Below are 19,938 nucleotides of genomic sequence, written 5' to 3' on the forward strand. Positions count from 1 at the left end.
GGGACGGGACCGGGCGGGACCGGAGCTGCGCTGCGCCGGTCCGCCCAGGCCGGGAGCCCCCGCCCGGGGCGGGCGGGGGCCATTGGCCTAGCTGGTGTAGACCTCGAACTCGCTGAGCTGGCCCGCCGGCCAGCCCCTGTTCCCGGTGGAGGGCAGCCGTAGGTACCGCTGGCTGGTCGCCGTGAAGGTCACGGTGACCGTGTTGCCGCTGGCCGGATTGAAGGTGTAGCCCGCGGACGACTTCACGGTGGCGAAGGACGAGCCGTTGGTGGAGCCGAGCACGGAGAGCGTCTGGGTACGGGTCTGCCAGGCCGAGGCCGGTGGCAGCTTCAGCACGACCCGGGACACCGAACGGCTGGTGCCCAGGTCGACCGTCACCGACTGCGGGAACGCGTTGTTGGCGCTCTCCCAGTAGGTGTTGGCGTTGCCGTCCACGACGTTCGACGCGCCGTACACGTCGGAGTGGCTGGTCTCGGTGACCGGCCGCCCGGCCGCCAGGTTGCCGGTGGGCGGCGGCGTGGTCGGGGGTGGGGTGGTCGGCGGTGGCGTCGTCGGCGGTGGCGTGGTGGACGTGTCGCCGTACACCTCGACCTCGGAGAGCTGGGCCGCCGGCCAGCCGGTGTTGCCGGTGACGGTGACCCGGACGAAGCGGCGGTCACCGGCGGGCAGGGAGATCGACACGGTGTTGCCCGCGCCGGGGTCGAAGACCCGGCCGGCGGACGCCGCCAGGGTCGAGTACGACGAACCGTCGGTGGAGCCGAGCACCGAGAGGGTCTCGGTGCGACTCTCCCAACCGGCGGGCAGCTTGAGCACCACCCGGTTCACCGACCGTGCGGCGCCCAGATCGACCGTCACCGACTGCGGGAACGCGTTGTTGGCGCTCTCCCAGTAGCTGGAGGCGTTGCCGTCCACCACGTTCGTCGCCGTGTAGCTCTGGTTGGTGCTGGTCGCCGTCGCCGGCCGGTTCAACGCCAGGTTTCCGCCGGTGGGCGGCGGCGTGGTCGGTGGGGGCGTGGTCGGCGGCGGGGTGGTCGGCGGCGGCGAGCTGGGGCCGCCGCCCCACTGCGGATCCGGCCACGGGCCGCAGTACGGGGTCGGGGTGTACCAGCCCGAGTTGCCGGCGCCCTGGGTGATCTGGAAGCCACCGCCCACGCAGTTGTGCATCGGGTTGCTCTGCGCGATGTTGGTGGCCCGCACGTTGGTGAACGACACCTGGCTGGGCGCCTGCACCTGGAGCGCGTACGTGCCCGCACCGTCGATGCGGACGTTGTTCAGGTTGATTCCGCTGGTCTGGCCCTCGATCCAGTGCAGCGCCGCGTACGAGCTGTCCAGGATGTCGGTGTCAGTGATGTTGATCGTGGCCTGCTGGAACGACTCGTTGAGCGCGGAGAACCAGATCGCCCCGACGCCGAAGTTCCAGTTGTAGTCCGAGTTGCCGTTGCGGATCAGCGTGTTGCGGGCGACCGTCCAGGTGCCCCGGACGGCGGTGTCGCCCTGCACACCGGGGTAACGGTTGGCGACGTGGATGCCGCCGCCGTTGCTCAGCGAGTCGGCCGTCACGTTGTCGGTGATCTTGATATCCCGACCGCCGTAGCTGACCAGGTGATTGGCCAGCAGGGTCACGCCGATGGTGTTGTGCGTGAACGAGTTGTTGACGTTCGGCACGTTCTGCGCCCACATGGCCAACGCGTCGTCGCCGGTGTTGCGCAGGAACGTGTTGGTCACCGTCGAGTTGGTGACGCCGGTGTGGAAGTTCACCCCGTCCGCAGTCTGGTCCAGGATCCGGCTGTTGCGGATCGTGAAGTTGTCCATCGGGCCATCCATCCAGGCCCCGACCTTGGTGTTCTCCAACCAGAGGTTGTCCACCACGGAGTTGGTCATCGCCCCACCGAGCGCGTTGACCTGGTCGTCGTCCATCCGCTCCCGGATGTCGCCGATGATGGCGAAGTCCCGCAGCGTGACGTTGCGGCTCGGCCCGTTGGCCTCGTGCGACCGGACCTCCCCGGTGTAGCCGCCGCCGGGCACGTACTTGCCGTAGACGCCGGCCGCCCGCTTGCGGTCCGTGGGGTGCCGACCGCCGAGCACCGAATACCACGGGCCGGCGCCGCGCAGCGTCACGCCGTCGACCACCACGTGGTCCCAGAGGGTGAAGGTGCCGGTCGGGATCCAGACCGCCTTGCCCTGGGCCTTTCCGGCGTCGACCGCGGCCTGGAACTTCGCGGTCGAGTCCGAGCCGCCGGACGGGTCGGCACCGAAGTCGGTCACCACGTCGAGGACGCCGGACGGCTTGGCGATCGGCCCGCTGACCAGCTCGAAGTCGGCCAGGTCGATGGTGAAGGTGGGCGACTGGGCGGTCGAGGCGACCTGGAGCCGGATCTTCGCGCCGGCCGGGTAGGTGCTGCCGAACAGCGCCCTGGTCTCGTCGTAGAAGTGGTGCGGGTTGGTGTCGCCCGGGTTGTTGTTGAACGGGTAACCGCCGTAGTACCAGCCGTACCTCGACGTCACCGGCACCGACTTCAGCAGGCTGCCGTTGGCCCGCAGGTCGATGGTGGCGTCGCGCCCGGTGCCGGCCGCGCTGTCCGGCAGGCTGTACCGGAAGGTGACCGCGTTGGCCGGGGCGGTGAGGGTGAACTCGACGTACTCACCGACGGAGTCGAGGGTGATCGCCTCCCGGCCGGACGCCTCCGAGGGCAGCGTGCCGTAGCGCCGGTCCGGGCCGATCTTCGTGCCGTTGTGGGCGGCCTTCTCCGCCTCCTGCTCGAGGAACGGCACGGTGGCGCCCCGGCCGGTGATGTCGAAGGGGGACAGGCCGGCCGCCGAGGCCGGGGTCGCGGTGCCGGTGACCGCGAGAACGGTCACCGAGGTCGCGGCGAGCAGAGTGGCAGCGATGGCGGCCAGCCCTACCCGGGCCGGGTGTCGAAGGTGGTGCGGGGTGCCGGTGGTGTGGTTGGCCATGAGCTGCGCTCTCCCTTTCGTCAGGCAGGCCAGGTCCCCCGTGTCCGTACGGCGGTGCAGTGTTCTCCTCGTGCCTCCTTTCCTCAGCGACCCCCGTGGGGATCCGGTTCGGTGGCGCGGTGCCGGCGGCGGGACGGGGCCGCCGGCACCACGGTGGTCAGGCTGGCTGCGGGGTACGCAACCAGACGGCGGTGTCGGACGGCAGCTGGTCGTCGTCGAGCGGCCCGCTGGCCAGCAGCAACTCCCCGTCGGTCGGCAACGGCACCGCCGACTCGGAGAGGTTGACCAGGCAGTGGAAGCCCTCGCCGCGGCTGAAGGCGAGCACCCCGGCCGGCGCGGGCAGCCAGGTCAGCTCGCCGTCGCCGAGCACCCGGGTGGCCCGTCGGATCGCGATCGCCGACCGGTACAGCTCCAGCATCGAGGTCGCGTCGCCGTCCTGCGCCCGCGCCGTCCGGTCCTTCCAGTCCGCCGGCTGCGGCAGCCAGGGCGCCTGGGCCCCGTCGGGGCTGAACCCGAACGGTGGCTCGTCACCGCTCCACGGCAGCGGCACCCGGCAACCGTCCCGACCGGGGTCGATGCGGCCGGAGCGCTCCCACATCGGGTCCTGACGAAGCGCGTACGGGATGTCCTCGACCTCCCAGAGGCCCAGCTCCTCGCCCTGGTAGACGTAGGTGGCGCCGGGCAGCGACAGCGACAGCAGCGCGGCGGCCCGGGCCCGGCGGGTGCCCAGCTCCAGGTCGGTGGGGGTCCCCTCGCGCTTGGCGGCGAAGCTGAACGTGGTGTCGGCGCGTCCGTAGCGGGTGACGTGCCGGGTGACGTCGTGGTTGGAGAGCACCCAGGTGGCCGGGGCACCGACCGGGGCGTGCGCGCTGAGCGTGCCGTCGATGCTCTCGCGCAACTTCGACGCGTCCCAGGCGCAGCCGAGGAAGTCGAAGTTGAACGCCGCGTGCAGCTCATCCGGGCGCAGGTAGTTGGCGAACCGCTGCCGGTCCGGCATCCACACCTCGCCGATCAGCGCGCGGTCGCCGGGGTACTCGTCGGCGACCCGCCGCCAGGCGCGGTAGATGTCGTGCACCCCGTCGAGGTCGTGGAACGGGTGCGGCTGGTCCGGGAGCGTCTCGGGGAGCGTCCCGTCCTTGACCAGCAGCCCGGCCGAGTCGATGCGGATGCCGTCCACGCCCCGGTCGAACCAGAACCGCAGGATGTCCTCGAATTCCGCCCGGACGCGCGGGTGCTCCCAGTTGAAGTCCGGCTGCTCGGGGGCGAACAGGTGCAGGTACCAGTCACCGGGGGTGCCGTCCGGGTTGGTGGTCCGGGTCCAGGTCTCGCCACCGAACTCCCCGATCCACTCGGTGGGCCGCTGGTCACCGTTCGGGCCCCGGCCGGGGCGGAACCAGAACAGGTCCCGCTCGGGCGCGCCGGGGCCGCCGGCGAGCGCGGCCTGGAACCACGGGTGCGCGTCGGAGCAGTGGTTGGGCACGACGTCGACGATGGTCCGGATGCCGAGCGCGTGTGCCTCCTCGATCAGCGCCTCCACCTCGGGCAGGGTGCCGAAGACCGGGTCGATGTCGCGGTAGTCGGACACGTCGTAGCCGGCATCGGCCATCGGCGACGGGTACCAGGGACTGAACCAGATCGCGTCGATACCAAGCGCGGACAGGTGGTTCAGCCGAGACCGGATACCGGCGATGTCGCCGATGCCGTCGCCGTTGCCGTCGGCGAAGCTACGCGGATACACCTGGTAGATCACCGCCCCACGCCACCACGGACTGCTGTCTGCTGTGGACACGAGCACCTGCTTTCTGCGTCAGTACGTCGGCGTGTCCGCCGGGCCTGAATGTGTGTCGGGCGAACGGTCGTTGTTCGCCGCCGGAGGTTACGCGGGGTGGTTATCCCTTGATGCTGCCTGTGGTCAGACCGGACATGATGTTCCGCTGGAAGATCAGGAAGATGATGACGGTGGGTATCGCGGCGATGACCGAGGCGGCGATCACCACGTTCATCGGCGTACCGCCCGAGAAGGCGTAGATCCCGACGCTGACCGTTCTGGTCTCGGGTGACGGCATGACCAGCTTCGGCCAGAGGAAGTCCTTCCAGACCGCCGTCACGGCGAGGATCGAGACCACGCCGAGGATGGGGCGCGAGATCGGCAGGATGATCGACCACAGCGTGCGCAGCGGTGTCGCCCCGTCCATCAACGCCGCAGCCATCAACTCTTCGGGAATCGAGTCGAAGAACCGCTTCAACAGGAAGATGTTGAAGGCGTTCGCGACCAGCGGCAGCCAGATGGCGAACGGCGAGTCGAGCAGATTGATGTGCACGATCGGCAGGTCGATCACGGTCACGTACTGCGGGACGATGAGGACCATCGCCGGGATCATCAGCGTGGCCAGCATCAGGCCGAGGATCACGTTGCCGAACATCGGTCGGAGCTTGGACAGGGAGTACGCCGCCGCGGTGTCGAAGACGAGTTGGAACAGCACCGCGCCGATGGCGTAGTAGAACGTGTTGAAGAGCAGCTTCGCCAGCTCCAGGTTGTTCCACGCATCGACGTAGTTCTGCGCCTGAGGGTCCTTCGGAAACAGCGACGGCGGCGTCTGCGCGATCTCCTGGCCGGATTTGAGCGCGCCGGTGACCATCCAGTAGAGCGGGCCGAGGAAGACGAGCGTGAAGCCCAGGACGACGACGGTGAGCAACGTCCAGTAGATGACCCTGCCGCGCCCCCGGGTGAGCTGGGCGTGGGAGATGAGGGTCCGGGTCCCGGAATCCTGTGCCATGGGTTGCCTCGTCCTAGTCCTGTTTCGAGCTCAGCCGCACGTAGACGGCGGAGAAGCCGGCCAGCACCACGAGCATGAGCACGCCGAGCGCGGCGGCGCCGTTGAGGTCGTTCTGGAAGAACCCGTGCTGGTAGATGAGGTACGCCACCGAGGTCGCGGAATCCTCCGCACCCGCGCCGTTGGCCAGGATCAGTGGCTCGATGAAGAACTGCATCGTGGCGACGATCTGCAGCATCGCCAGGAGCGCGAGGATCAGCCGGGTCTGCGGGATGGTCACGTGGACGATCCGCCGCCAGATGCCGGCGCCGTCGAGCTCGGCCGCCTCGTAGAGCTCGCCGGGGATGTTCTGCAGCGATGCCAGGTAGATCAGCACCGCGCCACCCATGTTCATCCAGGTCGACGCGAGCACCATGGCCGGCATCGTCATCCCGGGAGACTGCATCCACTGCGACGTCGGCAGGTGCAGTGCCTTGAGGATCGCGTTGAAGAGCCCGGCCTCGCTGGGGTCGTAGGCGTAGAACTTGAAGAGGAAGAGCGCCGAGGCTGGCGGCAGCATCACCGGCAGGTAGACCAGCATCCGCAGGTAACCCTTGGCGTGGCGGAACTCGTTGAGCAGGATCGCCACGAAGAACGGCACCGCGTAGCCGAGCACGAGCGCGAGAAGCGTGAAGTAGAACGTGTTCTTCCAGGCCGTCCAGAAACTGGGGTCAGCGATGATGCGCTCGTAGTTGTCCCAGCCGACCCAGGTCGTGACGCCACGACGGGTGCGCTGGAAGCTCATCACGACGCCGCGGATCATCGGGTACCAGGAGAAGACCCCGAAGCACAGCACCGCCCCGATCAGGAACGCGTGCCCCGTGAGGTTGTCCCGTAACTTGCGACCGAAACTCGTACGCTGCGGCCCCGCGTACGACGGTGCGGGGCGTCCCGGCTTCCTGGTGGCACCCGGGACGGTGGTGATCGCCAAGGCAACTCCTGCGTGAATTCAGTGACCGGACGGTGCGGAGCGGATGGGTGGGGGCCGGATCGGCGTTCCGGCCCCCACCGCACCGGATCAGCTCTCGGCGGCCAGGAGTTGGTTGACCTTTTCCTCAGCCGTCTTGAGCAGCGCGTCGATGTTCGCGTTCGGGTTCGTCAGCACCCCGGACATCGCCGCATCGAGCACCGCGTAGATCGCCTGCGCGTTACGGGGCTCACCCTTGATCGTGACCGGGGTGGCCTCGAAGAGCGCGAAGTTCGCGGTGTCGACGTTCGCATTCGCCTTACGCAGCTCGAGCTCCTGCTTCTGCACGGCGCTGCCGTTGGCGAAGAGCAGCGGCTGAGGCAGGCCCACCGGGTAGTTCTGCGGCTTGGCCCGGGCGTAGTCGAACTGGCCCTTGCCCGGCGTGAGCTTCTGGTACGCGATCCACTTCAGACCGGCCTTGACCTGCTCGGGGGTCAGGTCCTTCTTGAAGAAGTAACCCTCGCCACCACCGAGGGTCCCCTTGGCCGCGCCGTCCTGGCCGGGCAGCGGAGCCATCGCCCAGTCCTGGAACTTGCCCTGGAACTGGCTGACGATCGCCTGGGTGGCGTCCGGCGCGCCGATGAACATGCCGACCTTGCCAGCGCCGGCGTTGGTCAGCAGGTCACCCCACTGCAGCAGCTGGCGGGAGCCCATGCTGTTGTCGCCGTACCGCATGTCCTTGAGGTTCTGCAGGACCTGCTTGCCCTGGGCGTTGTTGAAGTCGGCCTTCTTGCCGTCCGCGGACAGCACCTGGCCGCCCTGCGAGTAGAGCAGCGAGGTGAAGTGCCAGCCGCCGGTGTTGCCGGCGCTGTACTCCGAGTAGCCGGCGATGCCGTTGCCGAGAGCGGAGATCTTCTTGGCGGCGGCCCGGACCTCGCCCCACGTCTTGGGCGGGTTGTTCACGTCGAGCCCGGCCTGCTGGAACAGGACCTTGTTGTAGACCAGGCCCATCGAGTAGTTCTTCACCGGGACGGCGTAGAGCTTGCCGCCGTCGCTGAAGACCTCCTTGAGCGCCGGGTCGACGCTGTCCCAGGACGGGATGGTGTCCTTGTTGACGAGCTCGGTGATGTCCTTCGCCTGACCGGAGTCGAGCACCTGCTGGAGATCGGTCATGTACCCGTAGAACACGTCCGTCACGGTGCCGCCGGCAAGGCGGGCGGTGAAGTCCGGCGGGTTGTTGCACTGCTCCCCGACGCTGACGCTCTTGATGATGATGTCGGGGTTCTGCTTCTGGAACTCCGCGACGTCGTCGTTCCAGTTCTTCAACAGCTCTTTCTGGGCCCCGACCGGCTGGCAGTCGACCGTGATGGTGACCTTCCCGCCGGCGGTGGTGTCCTTGTCGTCACTCTTCGTGGAGCATGCCGTGAGGCTGAACCCCAGGCCGGCCACGAGCGCGATCGCCGCAGCCTTTCGGTATTGCGGTACGGACATCTGTCCATCCCTTCGGGAACGGGTGTCTCCAATGACCTTCAGTGATCTGCGGTGATGCGACCTGACGCCCTGTAGCTGCGCCGGAGCCAGGTGTGAGTGGAGTCACTGTAACGACGCCGACTCATTTCGGCAAGGTATCGATCCTGTCTTGAAAGGACACGACTTTCTAACGACAGATGATGACAGGATCTTGAAACCGGCCCGAGATGTAGGGTTTTAGTCCTATTCGGAACCAGCGTCGACGTCACGATTCACGGCGAGGCTTTCCGACCGCACCGACGACAACGAAAAGGCCGCCGACCGCGATCAGCGGTCGACGGCCAGAGCGTCGGTCAGCGGCCCTTCGGGCCGACGGGTCAGCGGCCTCTCGGCCTACGGGTCAACGGCCTCTCGGCCTACGGGTCAACGGCCTCTCGGCCTACGGATCAACGGCCGGGGGCGGGGGCGGTCGAGCCGCGGACCACCAACTCGGGTTCGAACAGCAGCTCGTCGTGCAGCACACCGGCCCCCTCGATCTGGGTGACCAGCAGGTCCACCGCGGCCTGCCCCATCGTCTCGATCGGCTGCCGCACCGTCGTCAACGGCGGGTCGGTGCAGGTCATGAAGGCGGAGTCGTCGAAGCCCACCACCGACACGTCGGTCGGCACCGCTCTACCCAGCCGCCGGGCGGCCCGGATCGTGCCCAGGGCCAGCACGTCACTGGCACAGATGATGCCCGTCACGCCCCGCTCGACCAGCTTGGTCGCCGCGACCCGCGCGCCCTCCATGGAGAAGCTGGAACGCTCGACGAACTCCGTGTCGTCGGACCAGCCCGCAGCCTGGATCATCGCGTCCAACTTGCGCCGGGACGGCACGTGGCCCTCCGGGCCGAGCACCATGCCGATCCGGTCGTGCCCGAGCGAGCGCAGGTGCCCGTACGCCTGCTCGACCGCCACCGCGTCATCGGTGGAGACCCGGGGGAAGCCCAGCTCGTCGACACCCGCGTTGACCAGTACCACCGGCAGGCCCCGGTCGGTCAGCCGGCGGTAATGGTCGTGCCGCGCGTCGGCGAGCGCGTACGAACCCCCGGCGAAGATCACCCCGGAGACCTGGTGGTCGAGGAGCATCTCGACGTAGTCCATCTCGGAGACGCCACCGATGGTGCGGGCGCAGAGCGCCGGCGTGTAGCCCCGTTGGGCGAGAGAGCCGGTGACCACCTCGGCGAGCGCCGGGAAGATCGGATTCTGCAGCTCGGGCAGCACCAGCCCGACCAGCCGGGCACGCTCGCCACGCAGCTTGGTCGGCCGTTCGTAGCCGAGCACGTCCAGCGCGGTCAGCACGGCCGTCCGGGTCGCCTCGGAGACCCCGTCCCGCCCGTTGAGCACTCGGCTGACGGTGGCCTCGCTGACGCCCGCCTTCTTGGCAACTTCGGTCAACCGCTTCGTCACGACCGCAATCGTACGTCACCAGAGTGCAAGAAATGAGCAGCGGGCTGCCGCAGAATTGCAGAGCGGCGGCGTCTAACGGGTCGCACCGGGCGTGATCCACTCGACATCGCCGATGTCGGGCCATCCCGACGGCCGGACACCGCGACATCACCGAAACCGGGACGATCACCGGCGCCGCTGACCCGCTTCAGGACAGGTTGCGTAGCGCGTCCTCGATGGCTCGGTGGAAGGTCGGGTACGCGTAGATCATGTGTCGGAGCTGGCTCAGCGGCACCGCCGCGTGCACCGCCACCACCAGCGCGGAGAGCACCTCGCCACCCGCCGGCCCGACCGAGGTCGCACCGATCAGCACGCCCTGGTCGGCGTCCGCGATCAGCTTGATGAACCCCTCGTCGCCGACCCGGTGGATCCAGCCCCGGGTCGAGCTGCCCAGCTTGGTGAAACCGACCTGCGCGTTGATGCCGCGCTCGCGGGCCTGCCGCTCGGTCAACCCGACCGCGCCGACTTCGGGGTCGGTGAACGTCACCCGGGGCAGCGCGCGGTAGTCGGCGCGGGGGACCGTTCCGGCCGAGCCACTGGACCCGCTGGCCCCGAGCGAGCTGGCCGCGCCGATCGCGCCGCCCACCACGCTGGCCGTGCCGCTGGCGTCCGGGCCGGCGTTCATCTGCCGGGTCATGGCCAGCACATCGGCGATCACGATGGCCGCCTGGTACATGGCGATGTGCGTGAAGGCGCCCTCGCCGGTCACGTCACCAACCGCCCAGATGCCGTCGGCGACCCGCAGGCGGTCGTCGACCGGCAGGTAACGCTGGGTGCCGTCGACGCCGATCGTGTCCAACCCCAGCTCTTCCAGGTGGGCGCGCCGCCCGGTCACCACCAGCAGCTGGTCGGCGGTGAACTCCGCCCCGCCGGCCCCGCGCAGGGTGAAGCGCTGCCCGTCGTGCTCGACCCGCTCGGCTCGTACGCCGCTGTGGATCTCCACGCCATCGGCGCGCAGCGCCGACTCGGCCACCTCGGACGCCTCCGGCTCCTCGACCGCAAGCACCCGATCGAGCGCCTCCACCACGGTGACCCGGACACCGAACCGGGCGAAGACCTGGGCCAGCTCCAGCCCGATCGCGCCACCGCCGAGCACCAGCAGCGACGCCGGCAGCTGCTCGACCTCGATGGCCTGGTGGTTCGTCCAGTACGGGGTGTCGGCCAGCCCGTCGATCGGCGGCACCGACGGCCGGGTGCCGGTGCCCAGCACGATCCCGTGCCGGGCCTGGAACACCTGGTCGCCGACCCGGACCCGGCCCGGCCCGTCGAGCCGGGCGCTGCCCCGGACGAGCCGGCCGCCCTTGCCGGTGAACCGGTCCGCCGCGACCGTGTCGTCCCAGGTGTCGGTGGCCTCCTCGCGGATCCGCTTCGCCACCGGCGCCCAGTCCGGCTGGACCTGCGCCGTTCCGGCCAGCCCGTCGACCCGGCGGGCCTCGGCGAGCGCGTTGGCTGCCCTGATCATCATCTTGCTCGGGATGCAGCCCCAGTACGGGCACTCCCCGCCGACCAGGTCCCGTTCGACGCCGACGACGCTCAGGCCGGCGTCGGCGAGTCGCTCGGCCACCTCCTCGCCGCCGACCCCAAGCCCGACCACGACCACATCCACCAGCTCCGGCTTCGCCACCTGGACAGCATCCCCCGGCGACCACCCACCAGCCACCGGGGTCCGCAAAATGCCGGCACGCTCACCGGGCCGGGCAGCTTACGGTGACCGCATGCACGCACGCCTCACCCCGGTCCGGGACTGCTTCCACGACCTGTTCGCCGCCGGCCGCGAGACCGCTGCCAGCCTCTCCGTCTGGTACGACGGCCTACCGGTGCTCGACCTGGTCGCCGGCTCCCGCACGAGCACCGGGACCGGCACACCGGACGGCGACCCGTGGCGGCCGGACACGCTGGTCAACGTCTACTCGGTCGGCAAGCCGGTGGCCGCGCTCTGCCTGCTGGTGCTGGTCGACCGGGGGCTGGTCGACCTCGACGCGCAGGTCTCCCGGTACTGGCCCGAACTCCGTACACCGGCCACCGTTCGTCAGGTGCTGGCGCACACCGCCGGGCTGCCGGCCTTCCCGATTCCCCGGCCGGCCACCGCGATCGCCGACTGGGCGTTGCTCGTCGGCGACCTGGCCGCCGCCGACCCGGAGTGGACGCCCGGCTCGGTCGCCGGGGAGCACGCCTGGACGTACGGACACCTGGTGGGCGAGGTGGTCCGGCGGGTGGACGGGCGGTCGGTGGGCCGGTTCCTGGCCGAGGAGATCGCCGGTCGGTGGCGGCTCGACCTCGGCTTCGGGCTGGCCGAGGCCGACCAGCGGCGCTGCGCCGACCTGCGTTACGGCGACCCGGAATGGCCCGTCCGGGCACTCGGCGAGCCAGGCTCACTGCGGGCCCGGGCGATGGGCAACCCGGCCGGCGGGCAGGACCTGGCCGTGCTGAACAGCCCGCTCTGGCGAGGCGCCGAGATGCCGGCGGTCAACCTGCACGCCACCGCCTCCGGGCTGGCCCGGCTCTACGCCGGCCTGCTGGCCGGTGGCGTCCTGGACGGCGTGCGGCTGTTCAGCGCCGAGCTGGTGGCCGAGGCGACCCGGGTCCAGTACGACGGGCCGGATCTGGTGCTCGACCGCCAGACCCACTGGACGCTGGGCATGCAGTGGGAGCCGGACGGCAGCTGGGGCATGGGCGGCCTGGGCGGCAGCAGCGCGTGGGCCGACCCGGAGCGCGGCTACACCTTCGCGTACGCGACCGCGCACCTGGCCGAGCATGACCGGGTGGACGAGCTGGTCGAGGCGTTGCACTCGGTGCTCTGACGCCACCGGAGTCACCGCAGCCAGACCGGGTCGGTGCCGGGCACGGTGAGCGGGGGTGGGTAGTCGAGGGTGCGACGAAGCTGGTCGGGCAGCCGCCACGGCTGGTGGATCGCCTTGCCCGACACCGCGGCCAGCTCCGGCACCCAGCGGCGCACGTAGTCGCCGTCCGGGTCGTACCGTTCGGCTTGCCGGACCGGATTGAAACCCCGGTACGGCTTGGTGTCGTTGCCGGTGCCGGCGACCCACTGCCAGTTGCCGGAGTTGTTCGCCACGTCCCCGTCCAGCAGCCAGCGAAAGAAGACCCCCACCCCACCCCGCCAGTCCTGCCCAAGGTGCTTGGTCAGGAAACCGGCGGTGATCAGCCGGGCTCGGTTGTGCTGCCACCCCTGCGCTCGCATCTGCCGCATCCCGGCGTCCACGATCGGCATGCCGGTCCGCCCCTCGGCCCAGGCCGTCAGCGCGTCGTCGTCGTAGCGCCACTGCTCGGTGACGCCCGTCCGGTAGGCCCTGCTCGAGATCTCCGGAAAGGCGGCGGTGACCTGGTAGTAGAAGTCCCGCCAGCAGATCTGCCGGACGAACGGTCCGGACCGGTCGCCCGCCCGGTTGGCCACCGTCAGCGGCGACACGCAACCGAAGCGCAGGTACGGGCTGAGCCGGGAGGTGTCGTCGCCGGCCATGTCGTCGTGCTGGTCGTCGTACCGGTCCAGGTCGGGCAGCCAGTCGGTGAGCCGTTGACGGGCCACCCGCTCGCCGCCGAGCGCCGCGTCCGGCGACTCTCCGGCCGGTGGCGCCGGGAGCCGGCCCAGGTCCACCCCGTCGGGCAGCACGATTTGGCGGGGCGCCGCCAGCTCCTCGCGCCAACGGGAGCCCGTCCAGGCCCGGTGGTACGGGCTGAACACCCGGTAGTGGTCGCCGCCGCCGCCCGGCCGTAGCGCGCCCGGTTCCACCACGGTCAGCCCCGGAAAGAGCCGCAGGTGCAGCCGATGCTGCTCGCACTCGGCACGGAGCCGCCGCTCCCGGCGACGGGCGTACCGGCTGACGTCGGCGGAGAGCGCGACGGCGGTCGCGCCCACCTGGCCGGCCAGCCGGATCGTCTCGGCCACCGGGTCGCCGCGCCGCACCACGAGGTCGCCGCCGCGGTCGCGCAGCTCGACGCGCAGCTCGGCCAGGGCCTGGTGCAGGAACCGGGTGCGGTTGGCCGACAGCCCGGCCAGCTCCGGGTCGAGCACGTACAGCGGCACCACCCGGTCGAACGCCGCGCAGGTGGTGGCCAGCGCCGGATGGTCGTGCACCCGCAGGTCGCGGGTGAAGAGCACGATCGCGGTGCCCGTGGTCACCGGCCCGCCGGGTGGATCGTCGGTCCCGGGATGGTGACCGGCGTACCGGTCGAGGTGAGCAGGGCGCGGGCCGCCACCGCCATCCGGCGCCGCTGCGGCACCAGGGCCCGCCGGGCGAAGACGTCGTAGTCCTGCGCGGCCACCTCGTCGAGGATGCCGCCGTAGAGCGCGTACGCGGTGCGCATACAGGCCTGCGAGGCTGGCGCGAGCAGGGTGATGCCGGGCGCGGCGGCGGCGTAGTGCGCCTGGGCCCGGGTGACCTCGTACTCGATCAGCTCGCGGATCCGGGGCGTGCCCCGCCCCCGGGCGGCGGCCTGGAGCAGTTCGTCGCGGGTGACGCCGAACTTCGCCAGGTCCTCGTCCGGCAGGTAGGTGCGACCCCGGTCGAGGTCCTCGGCGACGTCCCGGATGAAGTTGGTGAGCTGGAAGGCGAAGCCGAGTTGCCGGGCCGGCTCCCGGGCCGCTGCCGGGTCGGAGCTGCCCAGGATCGGCAGCATCATGGTGCCGATGACCGCGGCCGACCCCTCCATGTAGTCGAGCAGGTGGTCGTAGGTGGGGTACGCGGTGACGGTCAGGTCCATCGCCATGCTCTTCAGAAACGACGCAAAGTCGTCGCGGTCGAGATCGAAGATGGCGATGGTGTGCAGCACGGCCGGCAGCAACGGGTCGTCGACCGACGCACCGTGCAGGCCGGCCATGAACTGGCGTGCCCAGTCGTCGAGGCGGGCGGCCCGCTCGGGCGGTGGCAGGTCGTCGGTGCGGTCGACGATCTCGTCGGCGTACCGCGTGAACCCGTAGAGGGCGTGCACATGCCGCCGTTTCCATGCGGGGAGCAGCCTGGTGGCGAGATAGTAGGTGCGCCCGTGACGTTTGTGCAGCTCACGGCACCGGTCATAGGCAGCGGTGAGATCAGTTTCCACCGGCCCTCCTCATTTATCGACGCACCAATCGACGCAACTCGTAACCCTAGGGTACGCTCAGCCACATGGCCAACGACGCAGTTGCGGGTAACGCACTCCGCGTGGCGCCGACTCCGCCGAACGACGGAGTCGGCTCGGTCCACGCCGTCCTGGCCGCGTCCACCGCTGACCTGGTCACAGCCGTGGACGACACCCTGATCACCTTCCTCACCGCCGAGGTCGACGCGCTCAGCGAGATCGACGTGGCGATGGGCGACTTCGCGGTCGCCGCGCGGGAGGCCGTCCTGGCCGGCGGCAAGCGGGTCCGGCCCACTTTCGCCTACTGGGGCTGGCGTGGAGCGGTCGGCGACACCGAGCCACTGCCACCCGTGCTGCCCGCGCTGGCCGCCCTCGAGCTGCTGCACACCTTCGCGCTCGTGCACGACGACGTGATGGACGCCTCGGCCACCCGCCGTGGCCGACCCACCGCGCACGTGGCGCTCGCCGCGCAGCACGTCGCGGCCGGTCGCCGGGGCGATCCGGGCCGGTTCGGAGAGGCGGTCGCGGTGCTCGTCGGCGACCTCTGCCTGGTCTGGGCCGACCGCCTCCTGGCGCACGCCAGCGTGCCACCGGCCCGACTGTTCGAGGTCCGCCGCTGCTACGACCAGATGCGGGTCGAGACGGTCGCCGGGCAGTTCCTCGATGTGCTCGGCGAGCACGACGCCGCCAACTGGTCGCTCGACCGGGCGCTACGGGTGGCCCGCTACAAGACGGCGAGCTACACCGTCCAGCATCCGCTGCTCTTCGGCGCCTGCCTGGCCGGGGTGCCCACCGACGCCCCGCTGGTCGGCGCGTACCACCGCTACGGCCTGGCCGTCGGCGAGGCGTTCCAGCTCCGTGACGACCTGCTGGGCGCCTACGGAGACCCGGCCTCCACCGGCAAGCCGGCCGGCGACGACCTGCGCACCGGCAAGCCGACCACCCTGCTCATGTTGGCCCGGCAACTGGCCACACCGGCACAGCTCAAGGCGCTGGAGCGGGCCGCCGCGAGCACCGGCGACCGGAAGGTCGACCGGCTCGCCGAGCTGGTTGCCGACACCGGTGCGGCGGCCCGGGTGGAGCGGATGATCGCCGAACGGGTCAGCGACGCGCTGGCCGCGCTCGACACCGCCCCCGTGGACTGGGCCGCGCGGACCGCGCTGACCGGGCTGGCGACCACCGCCACCAACCGGCGAGCCTGATGAGCGACTTTCTCAAGGAGGTGGTCACGTGCGGACGGTGACGGGACGTACGGACCGGGTGGTGGTCGTCGGGGCCGGGCTGGGTGGGCTCGCCTGCGCGCTGCACCTGGCCGGCAGCGGTCGGCAGGTGACCGTGCTGGAGCGCGAGCCGGTGCCCGGAGGGCGGGCCGGTCGGCTCGCCGTGGACGGCTACGAGTTCGACACCGGGCCGACCGTGCTCACCATGCCCGAGCTGATCGCCGAGGCGCTCGGGGCGGTCGGCGAGGAGTTGCGCGACTGGCTCGATCTGACCCCCCTCGACCCGGCCTACCGGGCGTACTACCCGGACGGCTCGACCCTCGACGTGCTCACCGACACCACCCGGATGGCGGCTGAGATCTCCCGGGTCTGCGGGCCCCGCGAAGCCGACGGCTACCTGCGCTTCGTCGACTACGCACGGGAGCTGTGGCGGCTGGAGCGGGCCGACTTCATCGAGCGCAACCTGGACGCGCCGACCGACCTGCTCACCGGCAATCTGCTCAAGCTGCTCGCCGGCGGAGCCTTCCGCCGCCTCCAAACGAAGATCAACCAGTTCTTCCGGGATCCACGCACCCAGCGGATCTTCTCCTTCCAGGCGATGTACGCCGGGCTCGCCCCGCACGACGCCCTGGCCATCTACGCCGTCATCGCGTACCTCGACTCGGTGGCCGGCGTCTACTTCCCGCGCGGCGGCATCCACGCGGTCTCCCGGGCGATGGCCGGCGCCGCCGAGAAGCACGGCGTGCAGATCCGGTACGACACCACGGTGGCCCGGGTGGAGACGGCGAACGGGCGGGCCACCGGCGTACGCACCGCCGACGGCGACCTGGTCCCAGCCGACGTGGTCGTGCTCAACCCCGACCTGCCGGTCGCCTACCGGGACCTGCTCCCGCCGGCCCGCCAGCGGCGGCTCACCTACTCACCGTCCTGCGTCGTCCTGCACATCGGCTCGCGGCAGGGTTATGCGAAGATCGCCCACCACAACATCCACTTCGGACGCGCGTGGAAGGGCACCTTCGATGAGGTCATCCGCCGGGGTGAGCTGATGACCGACCCGTCACTGCTGGTCACCAACCCGAGCCGCACCGACCCGTCGGTGGCCCCACCGGGCCGGCACAGCTACTACGTGCTCGCACCGGTGCCCAACCTCGACCGCGCCCCGTTCGAGTGGCGCGGCGACCTGACCCGGCACTACAGCGACCAGCTGATCGGCACCCTGGAGGAGCGCGGTTACGTCGGCTTCGGCGCCGGGGTCGAGGTGCTGGAGGCCATCACTCCCGCCGACTGGGCCGAGCAGGGGATGGCCGCCGGCACTCCGTTCGCCGCCGCGCACAGCCTCTTTCAGACCGGCCCGTTCCGCCCGTCGAACCTGCACCGTGACCTGTCGAACGTCGTCTTCGTCGGCTCTGGCACCCAGCCCGGGGTCGGCGTACCGATGGTGCTCATCTCCGGCAAGCTGGCAGCCGGCCGAATCACCGGGGAGGGTCGATGAGCAGCCGCGAGGACCACCTCGTCGAATTGGTCGACGACGCTGGCCAGGCGCACGGTGCGACCACCGTCGCCACCGCGCACCAGCCGCCCGGGCAACTGCACCGGGCGTTCTCGGTGCTGCTCGTGGACCCGGACGGCCAGGTGCTCCTCCAACGGAGGGCCGCGGTCAAGACCCGTTTCCCGCTGCGTTGGGCCAACTCCTGCTGCGGCCACCCCCAGCCGGGTGAATCGCTCGCCGAGGCGGCCAACCGGCGACTCCACGAGGAGTTGGGCGCCGGCCCGGTCGAGCTGACCGAGCTCGGCGTCTACGTCTACTACGCCGAGGACCCGGCCACCGGGCGGGTCGAATTCGAGTACGACCACGTGCTGCGCGGCGACTTCCTCCCCGGCGCCCCGCTGCTGCCCGACCCGACGGAGGTGGCCGAGCTGCGCTGGGCCGATCCCTTCGCGCTCGAGACGGACCTCGACCGGGACCCCCGGTCGTACGCACCCTGGCTGGGCGGTGTGGTGAACCGGCTGCTCCGTCCCTCGGGGCCGACGCCCGGCGCACCCGGCCCGGTCGAGACTCCCTCCGCATCGTCGGCGGCTGACGCGGCGGAGCGGCCGGGTGGCCGATGAGGCGCTGAGCGCGGGCGCCGTCGCGCGCCGGCTGGGGGTCGCGGTCACCACGCTGCGCACCTGGCACCAGCGCTACGGGCTCGGGCCCAGCGAGCACGTCCCGGGTCACCACCGCCGGTACACGCCGGCCGACATGGCCCGCCTGGAGATCATGCGACGGCTCACCGCCGACGGGGTGAGCCCCGCCGACGCTGCCCGCTGGGCTCGCCAGGCGCCGGATCCCGTGCCGGTCGACAGCGTGACCCGTAGCCGCACCCGCCCGCCCGGTCGGGACGGCGGCGGAACCATCCCGGTGGGTCGCGCCGGCCCGGCCGCCCGCGGACTGGCCCGCGCCGCCATGCGGCTCGACGCGGAGGCGATCAACGAGACGATCGCGCACACCCTGGCCGTCAGCGGAGTGATCGCCACCTGGGAGGGTCTGCTCCGGCCGGTGCTCGTCGGCATCGGCGAACGGCACGCCGCCACCGCCGGCCTGATCGAGGTGGAGCACCTGCTCTCCCGCTGCGTGTCGGAGACGTTCGCGGCGACCAGCCGGGCCGCCGCGACGACCGGACCGGCTCGGATCCTGCTCTCCTGCGCGGACGAGGAGCAGCACAGTCTCCCGCTCGAGGCGTTGGCCGCCGCGCTCGCCGAGGTCGGGGTCGGTTACCGGATGCTCGGCGCCCGGGTGCCGGTGCCGGCCCTCATCGAGGCGGTCACCCGGACCGGGCCGGCGGCCGTGGTGCTCTGGTCACACACCCGGGCCACCGCCGACCCGGCTCAGCTCGGCGCGCTGCTCACCGTGCCCCGCCGCCCGCTGCTGGTGCTCGCCGCCGGCCCCGGCTGGCAGGCCGACACGCTGCCCGCCGGGGTGGTGCGGCCGGTCGACCTGGCCGAGGCGGTCGCGCTCGCGGTCGCGGTCCGCGACTCGCTGGATCAGTCGCGGGGGGACTGACCGGCCTGTCGGACTCCGGCCGCGTCCACTAGCGTCGGGGCGTACGCCTACCCCGACCCCCGGGAGTGAGCACCATGCAAGCCCGCGCCGTTCTGGCGACCGTCCTCGCCGTGGCGCTGCTGTTGTCCGGCTGCGCCCAGTCGGACGACAACGTCACACCCGCCGCCGCACCGCAGCCGGTCGAGTCGACCGTGCCACCCACCCCGCCGAGCCCCACCCCGTCACCAACTCCCACCCGCGCCAAACCGCCGAAACCGCCACTGCGGCCGCTGCCGGCCAATCTCCCGGCCGGCCTGCGACGGGCCGCCGGCGTACGCCCGGTGGCGCTGACATTCGACGACGGCCCCAACCCGACCTGGACGCCCAAGGTGCTCGACCAGCTCCGGGCCGCCCACGTGACGGCCACCTTCTGCCTGGTTGGCCGTGAGGCGCAGCGTCACCCGGATCTGGTCCGGCGGATCGTCCGCGAGGGACACCAGCTCTGTAACCACAGTTGGCGGCACGACCTCGATCTGGCCCGACGGCCGGCTGCCGATATGCGGGCAGACCTGTTGCGGACCAACAAGGCCATCCAGGCCGCCGTCCCGGGCGCTCCGGTGCCCTTCTACCGCCAGCCGGGCGGTCGGTGGACGGCCGAGGTGCTGGCCGTGGCCAAGGACCTGGGCATGCGCCCCCTGCACTGGAGTGTCGACCCACAGGACTGGGACAAGCCGACCGCGGCCACGATCGCCAAGCGGATCCACTCCGCCGCCCGCCCCGGAGCCATCGTGCTGATGCACGACGGCGGCGGGAATCGGGCCGCGACGCTCGCCGCCTGCCCCCACGTGATCGCCGACCTGAAGCGCCGCTTCGGCATCGCTCGACTCACCTGAACCGGCTCTGACCTGCTCTTATGCGCCCATCCGAGGTCCTGGCGATACCGATTTTGTCGACCGACCAGGCATCACGTATGCTTTCCAAGCCTCCG

At 70.9% G+C, this 19,938-nt stretch carries 15 protein-coding genes; 6 read left to right on the top strand and 9 right to left on the bottom strand.

Annotated features, from left to right (window positions below; all coding sequences use genetic code 11):
* Window positions 1–87: 87 nt before the first annotated feature.
* The 7 genes from V6V47_RS04705 to V6V47_RS04735 form a co-directional block, all read right to left on the bottom strand.
* Window positions 88–2,955, bottom strand: coding sequence for a galactose-binding domain-containing protein (locus V6V47_RS04705; protein ID WP_334626716.1), 2,868 nt, complete (start codon window positions 2,953–2,955; stop codon window positions 88–90).
* Between the two features lie 157 nt (window positions 2,956–3,112).
* Window positions 3,113–4,744, bottom strand: a complete 1,632-nt coding sequence (locus V6V47_RS04710; protein ID WP_334626717.1) for a glycoside hydrolase family 13 protein — start codon at window positions 4,742–4,744, stop codon at window positions 3,113–3,115.
* A 100-nt stretch (window positions 4,745–4,844) separates the two neighbouring features.
* A complete protein-coding gene (locus tag V6V47_RS04715; protein ID WP_334626718.1) occupies window positions 4,845–5,732 on the bottom strand; it encodes a carbohydrate ABC transporter permease in 888 nt (295 codons plus the stop codon).
* A 13-nt stretch (window positions 5,733–5,745) separates the two neighbouring features.
* Window positions 5,746–6,699 carry a carbohydrate ABC transporter permease gene (locus V6V47_RS04720; protein WP_334626719.1) on the bottom strand — a complete coding sequence of 318 codons (954 nt, stop codon included), beginning with the start codon at window positions 6,697–6,699 and terminating at the stop codon, window positions 5,746–5,748.
* 87 nt (window positions 6,700–6,786) lie between these two features.
* A complete protein-coding gene (locus V6V47_RS04725) occupies window positions 6,787–8,166 on the bottom strand; it encodes an ABC transporter substrate-binding protein (RefSeq protein ID WP_334626720.1) in 1,380 nt (459 codons plus the stop codon).
* Window positions 8,167–8,591: 425 nt separating this feature from the next.
* Window positions 8,592–9,593: a LacI family DNA-binding transcriptional regulator gene (locus V6V47_RS04730; protein ID WP_334626721.1), complete on the bottom strand. Its 1,002-nt coding sequence runs from the start codon at window positions 9,591–9,593 to the stop codon at window positions 8,592–8,594.
* A 187-nt stretch (window positions 9,594–9,780) separates the two neighbouring features.
* Entirely contained in the window at window positions 9,781–11,256 is a 1,476-nt protein-coding gene (locus V6V47_RS04735; protein ID WP_334626722.1) for a dihydrolipoyl dehydrogenase family protein, read from the bottom strand.
* 91 nt (window positions 11,257–11,347) lie between these two features.
* Here V6V47_RS04735 and V6V47_RS04740 point away from each other — a divergent pair, with 91 nt between their 5' ends.
* Complete coding sequence (locus V6V47_RS04740; RefSeq protein ID WP_334626723.1) at window positions 11,348–12,433, top strand: serine hydrolase domain-containing protein; 1,086 nt, start codon at window positions 11,348–11,350, stop codon at window positions 12,431–12,433.
* Window positions 12,434–12,444: 11 nt separating this feature from the next.
* On the opposite strand, the gene V6V47_RS04745 is transcribed toward V6V47_RS04740, so the two are convergent.
* The gene (locus V6V47_RS04745) at window positions 12,445–13,770 is read right to left on the bottom strand and encodes a cryptochrome/photolyase family protein (RefSeq protein WP_334626724.1); all 1,326 of its coding nucleotides are present in this window, start codon (window positions 13,768–13,770) and stop codon (window positions 12,445–12,447) included.
* On the bottom strand, window positions 13,767–14,690 hold the full coding sequence (locus tag V6V47_RS04750; RefSeq protein WP_334626725.1) for a phytoene/squalene synthase family protein: 924 nt from the start codon (window positions 14,688–14,690) through the stop codon (window positions 13,767–13,769). Before V6V47_RS04750 ends, V6V47_RS04745 begins: the two co-directional genes overlap by 4 nt.
* 65 nt (window positions 14,691–14,755) lie before the next feature.
* Between V6V47_RS04750 and V6V47_RS04755 the strand changes: the two genes are divergently transcribed.
* The 5 genes from V6V47_RS04755 to V6V47_RS04775 all read left to right on the top strand — a co-directional run bounded on the left by V6V47_RS04755 (window position 14,756) and on the right by V6V47_RS04775 (window position 19,843).
* A complete protein-coding gene (locus tag V6V47_RS04755) occupies window positions 14,756–15,910 on the top strand; it encodes a polyprenyl synthetase family protein (protein ID WP_334626726.1) in 1,155 nt (384 codons plus the stop codon).
* Window positions 15,911–15,938: 28 nt separating this feature from the next.
* Window positions 15,939–17,420: a phytoene desaturase family protein gene (gene crtI / locus V6V47_RS04760; RefSeq protein ID WP_334626727.1), complete on the top strand. Its 1,482-nt coding sequence runs from the start codon at window positions 15,939–15,941 to the stop codon at window positions 17,418–17,420.
* Window positions 17,417–18,037 (top strand): isopentenyl-diphosphate Delta-isomerase, encoded by a 621-nt coding sequence (gene idi, locus V6V47_RS04765; protein WP_334626728.1) that lies wholly within the window; start codon window positions 17,417–17,419, stop codon window positions 18,035–18,037. Before crtI ends, idi begins: the two co-directional genes overlap by 4 nt.
* A complete protein-coding gene (locus tag V6V47_RS04770) occupies window positions 18,027–18,971 on the top strand; it encodes a MerR family transcriptional regulator (RefSeq protein WP_334626729.1) in 945 nt (314 codons plus the stop codon). The genes idi and V6V47_RS04770 overlap by 11 nt, the downstream gene beginning before the upstream one ends.
* A gap of 74 nt (window positions 18,972–19,045) precedes the next feature.
* Complete coding sequence (locus tag V6V47_RS04775; RefSeq protein ID WP_334626730.1) at window positions 19,046–19,843, top strand: polysaccharide deacetylase family protein; 798 nt, start codon at window positions 19,046–19,048, stop codon at window positions 19,841–19,843.
* Window positions 19,844–19,938: the final 95 nt, after the last annotated feature.

Source organism: Micromonospora sp. CPCC 205539, assembly GCF_036906815.1.
Taxonomy (GTDB): domain Bacteria; phylum Actinomycetota; class Actinomycetes; order Mycobacteriales; family Micromonosporaceae; genus Micromonospora.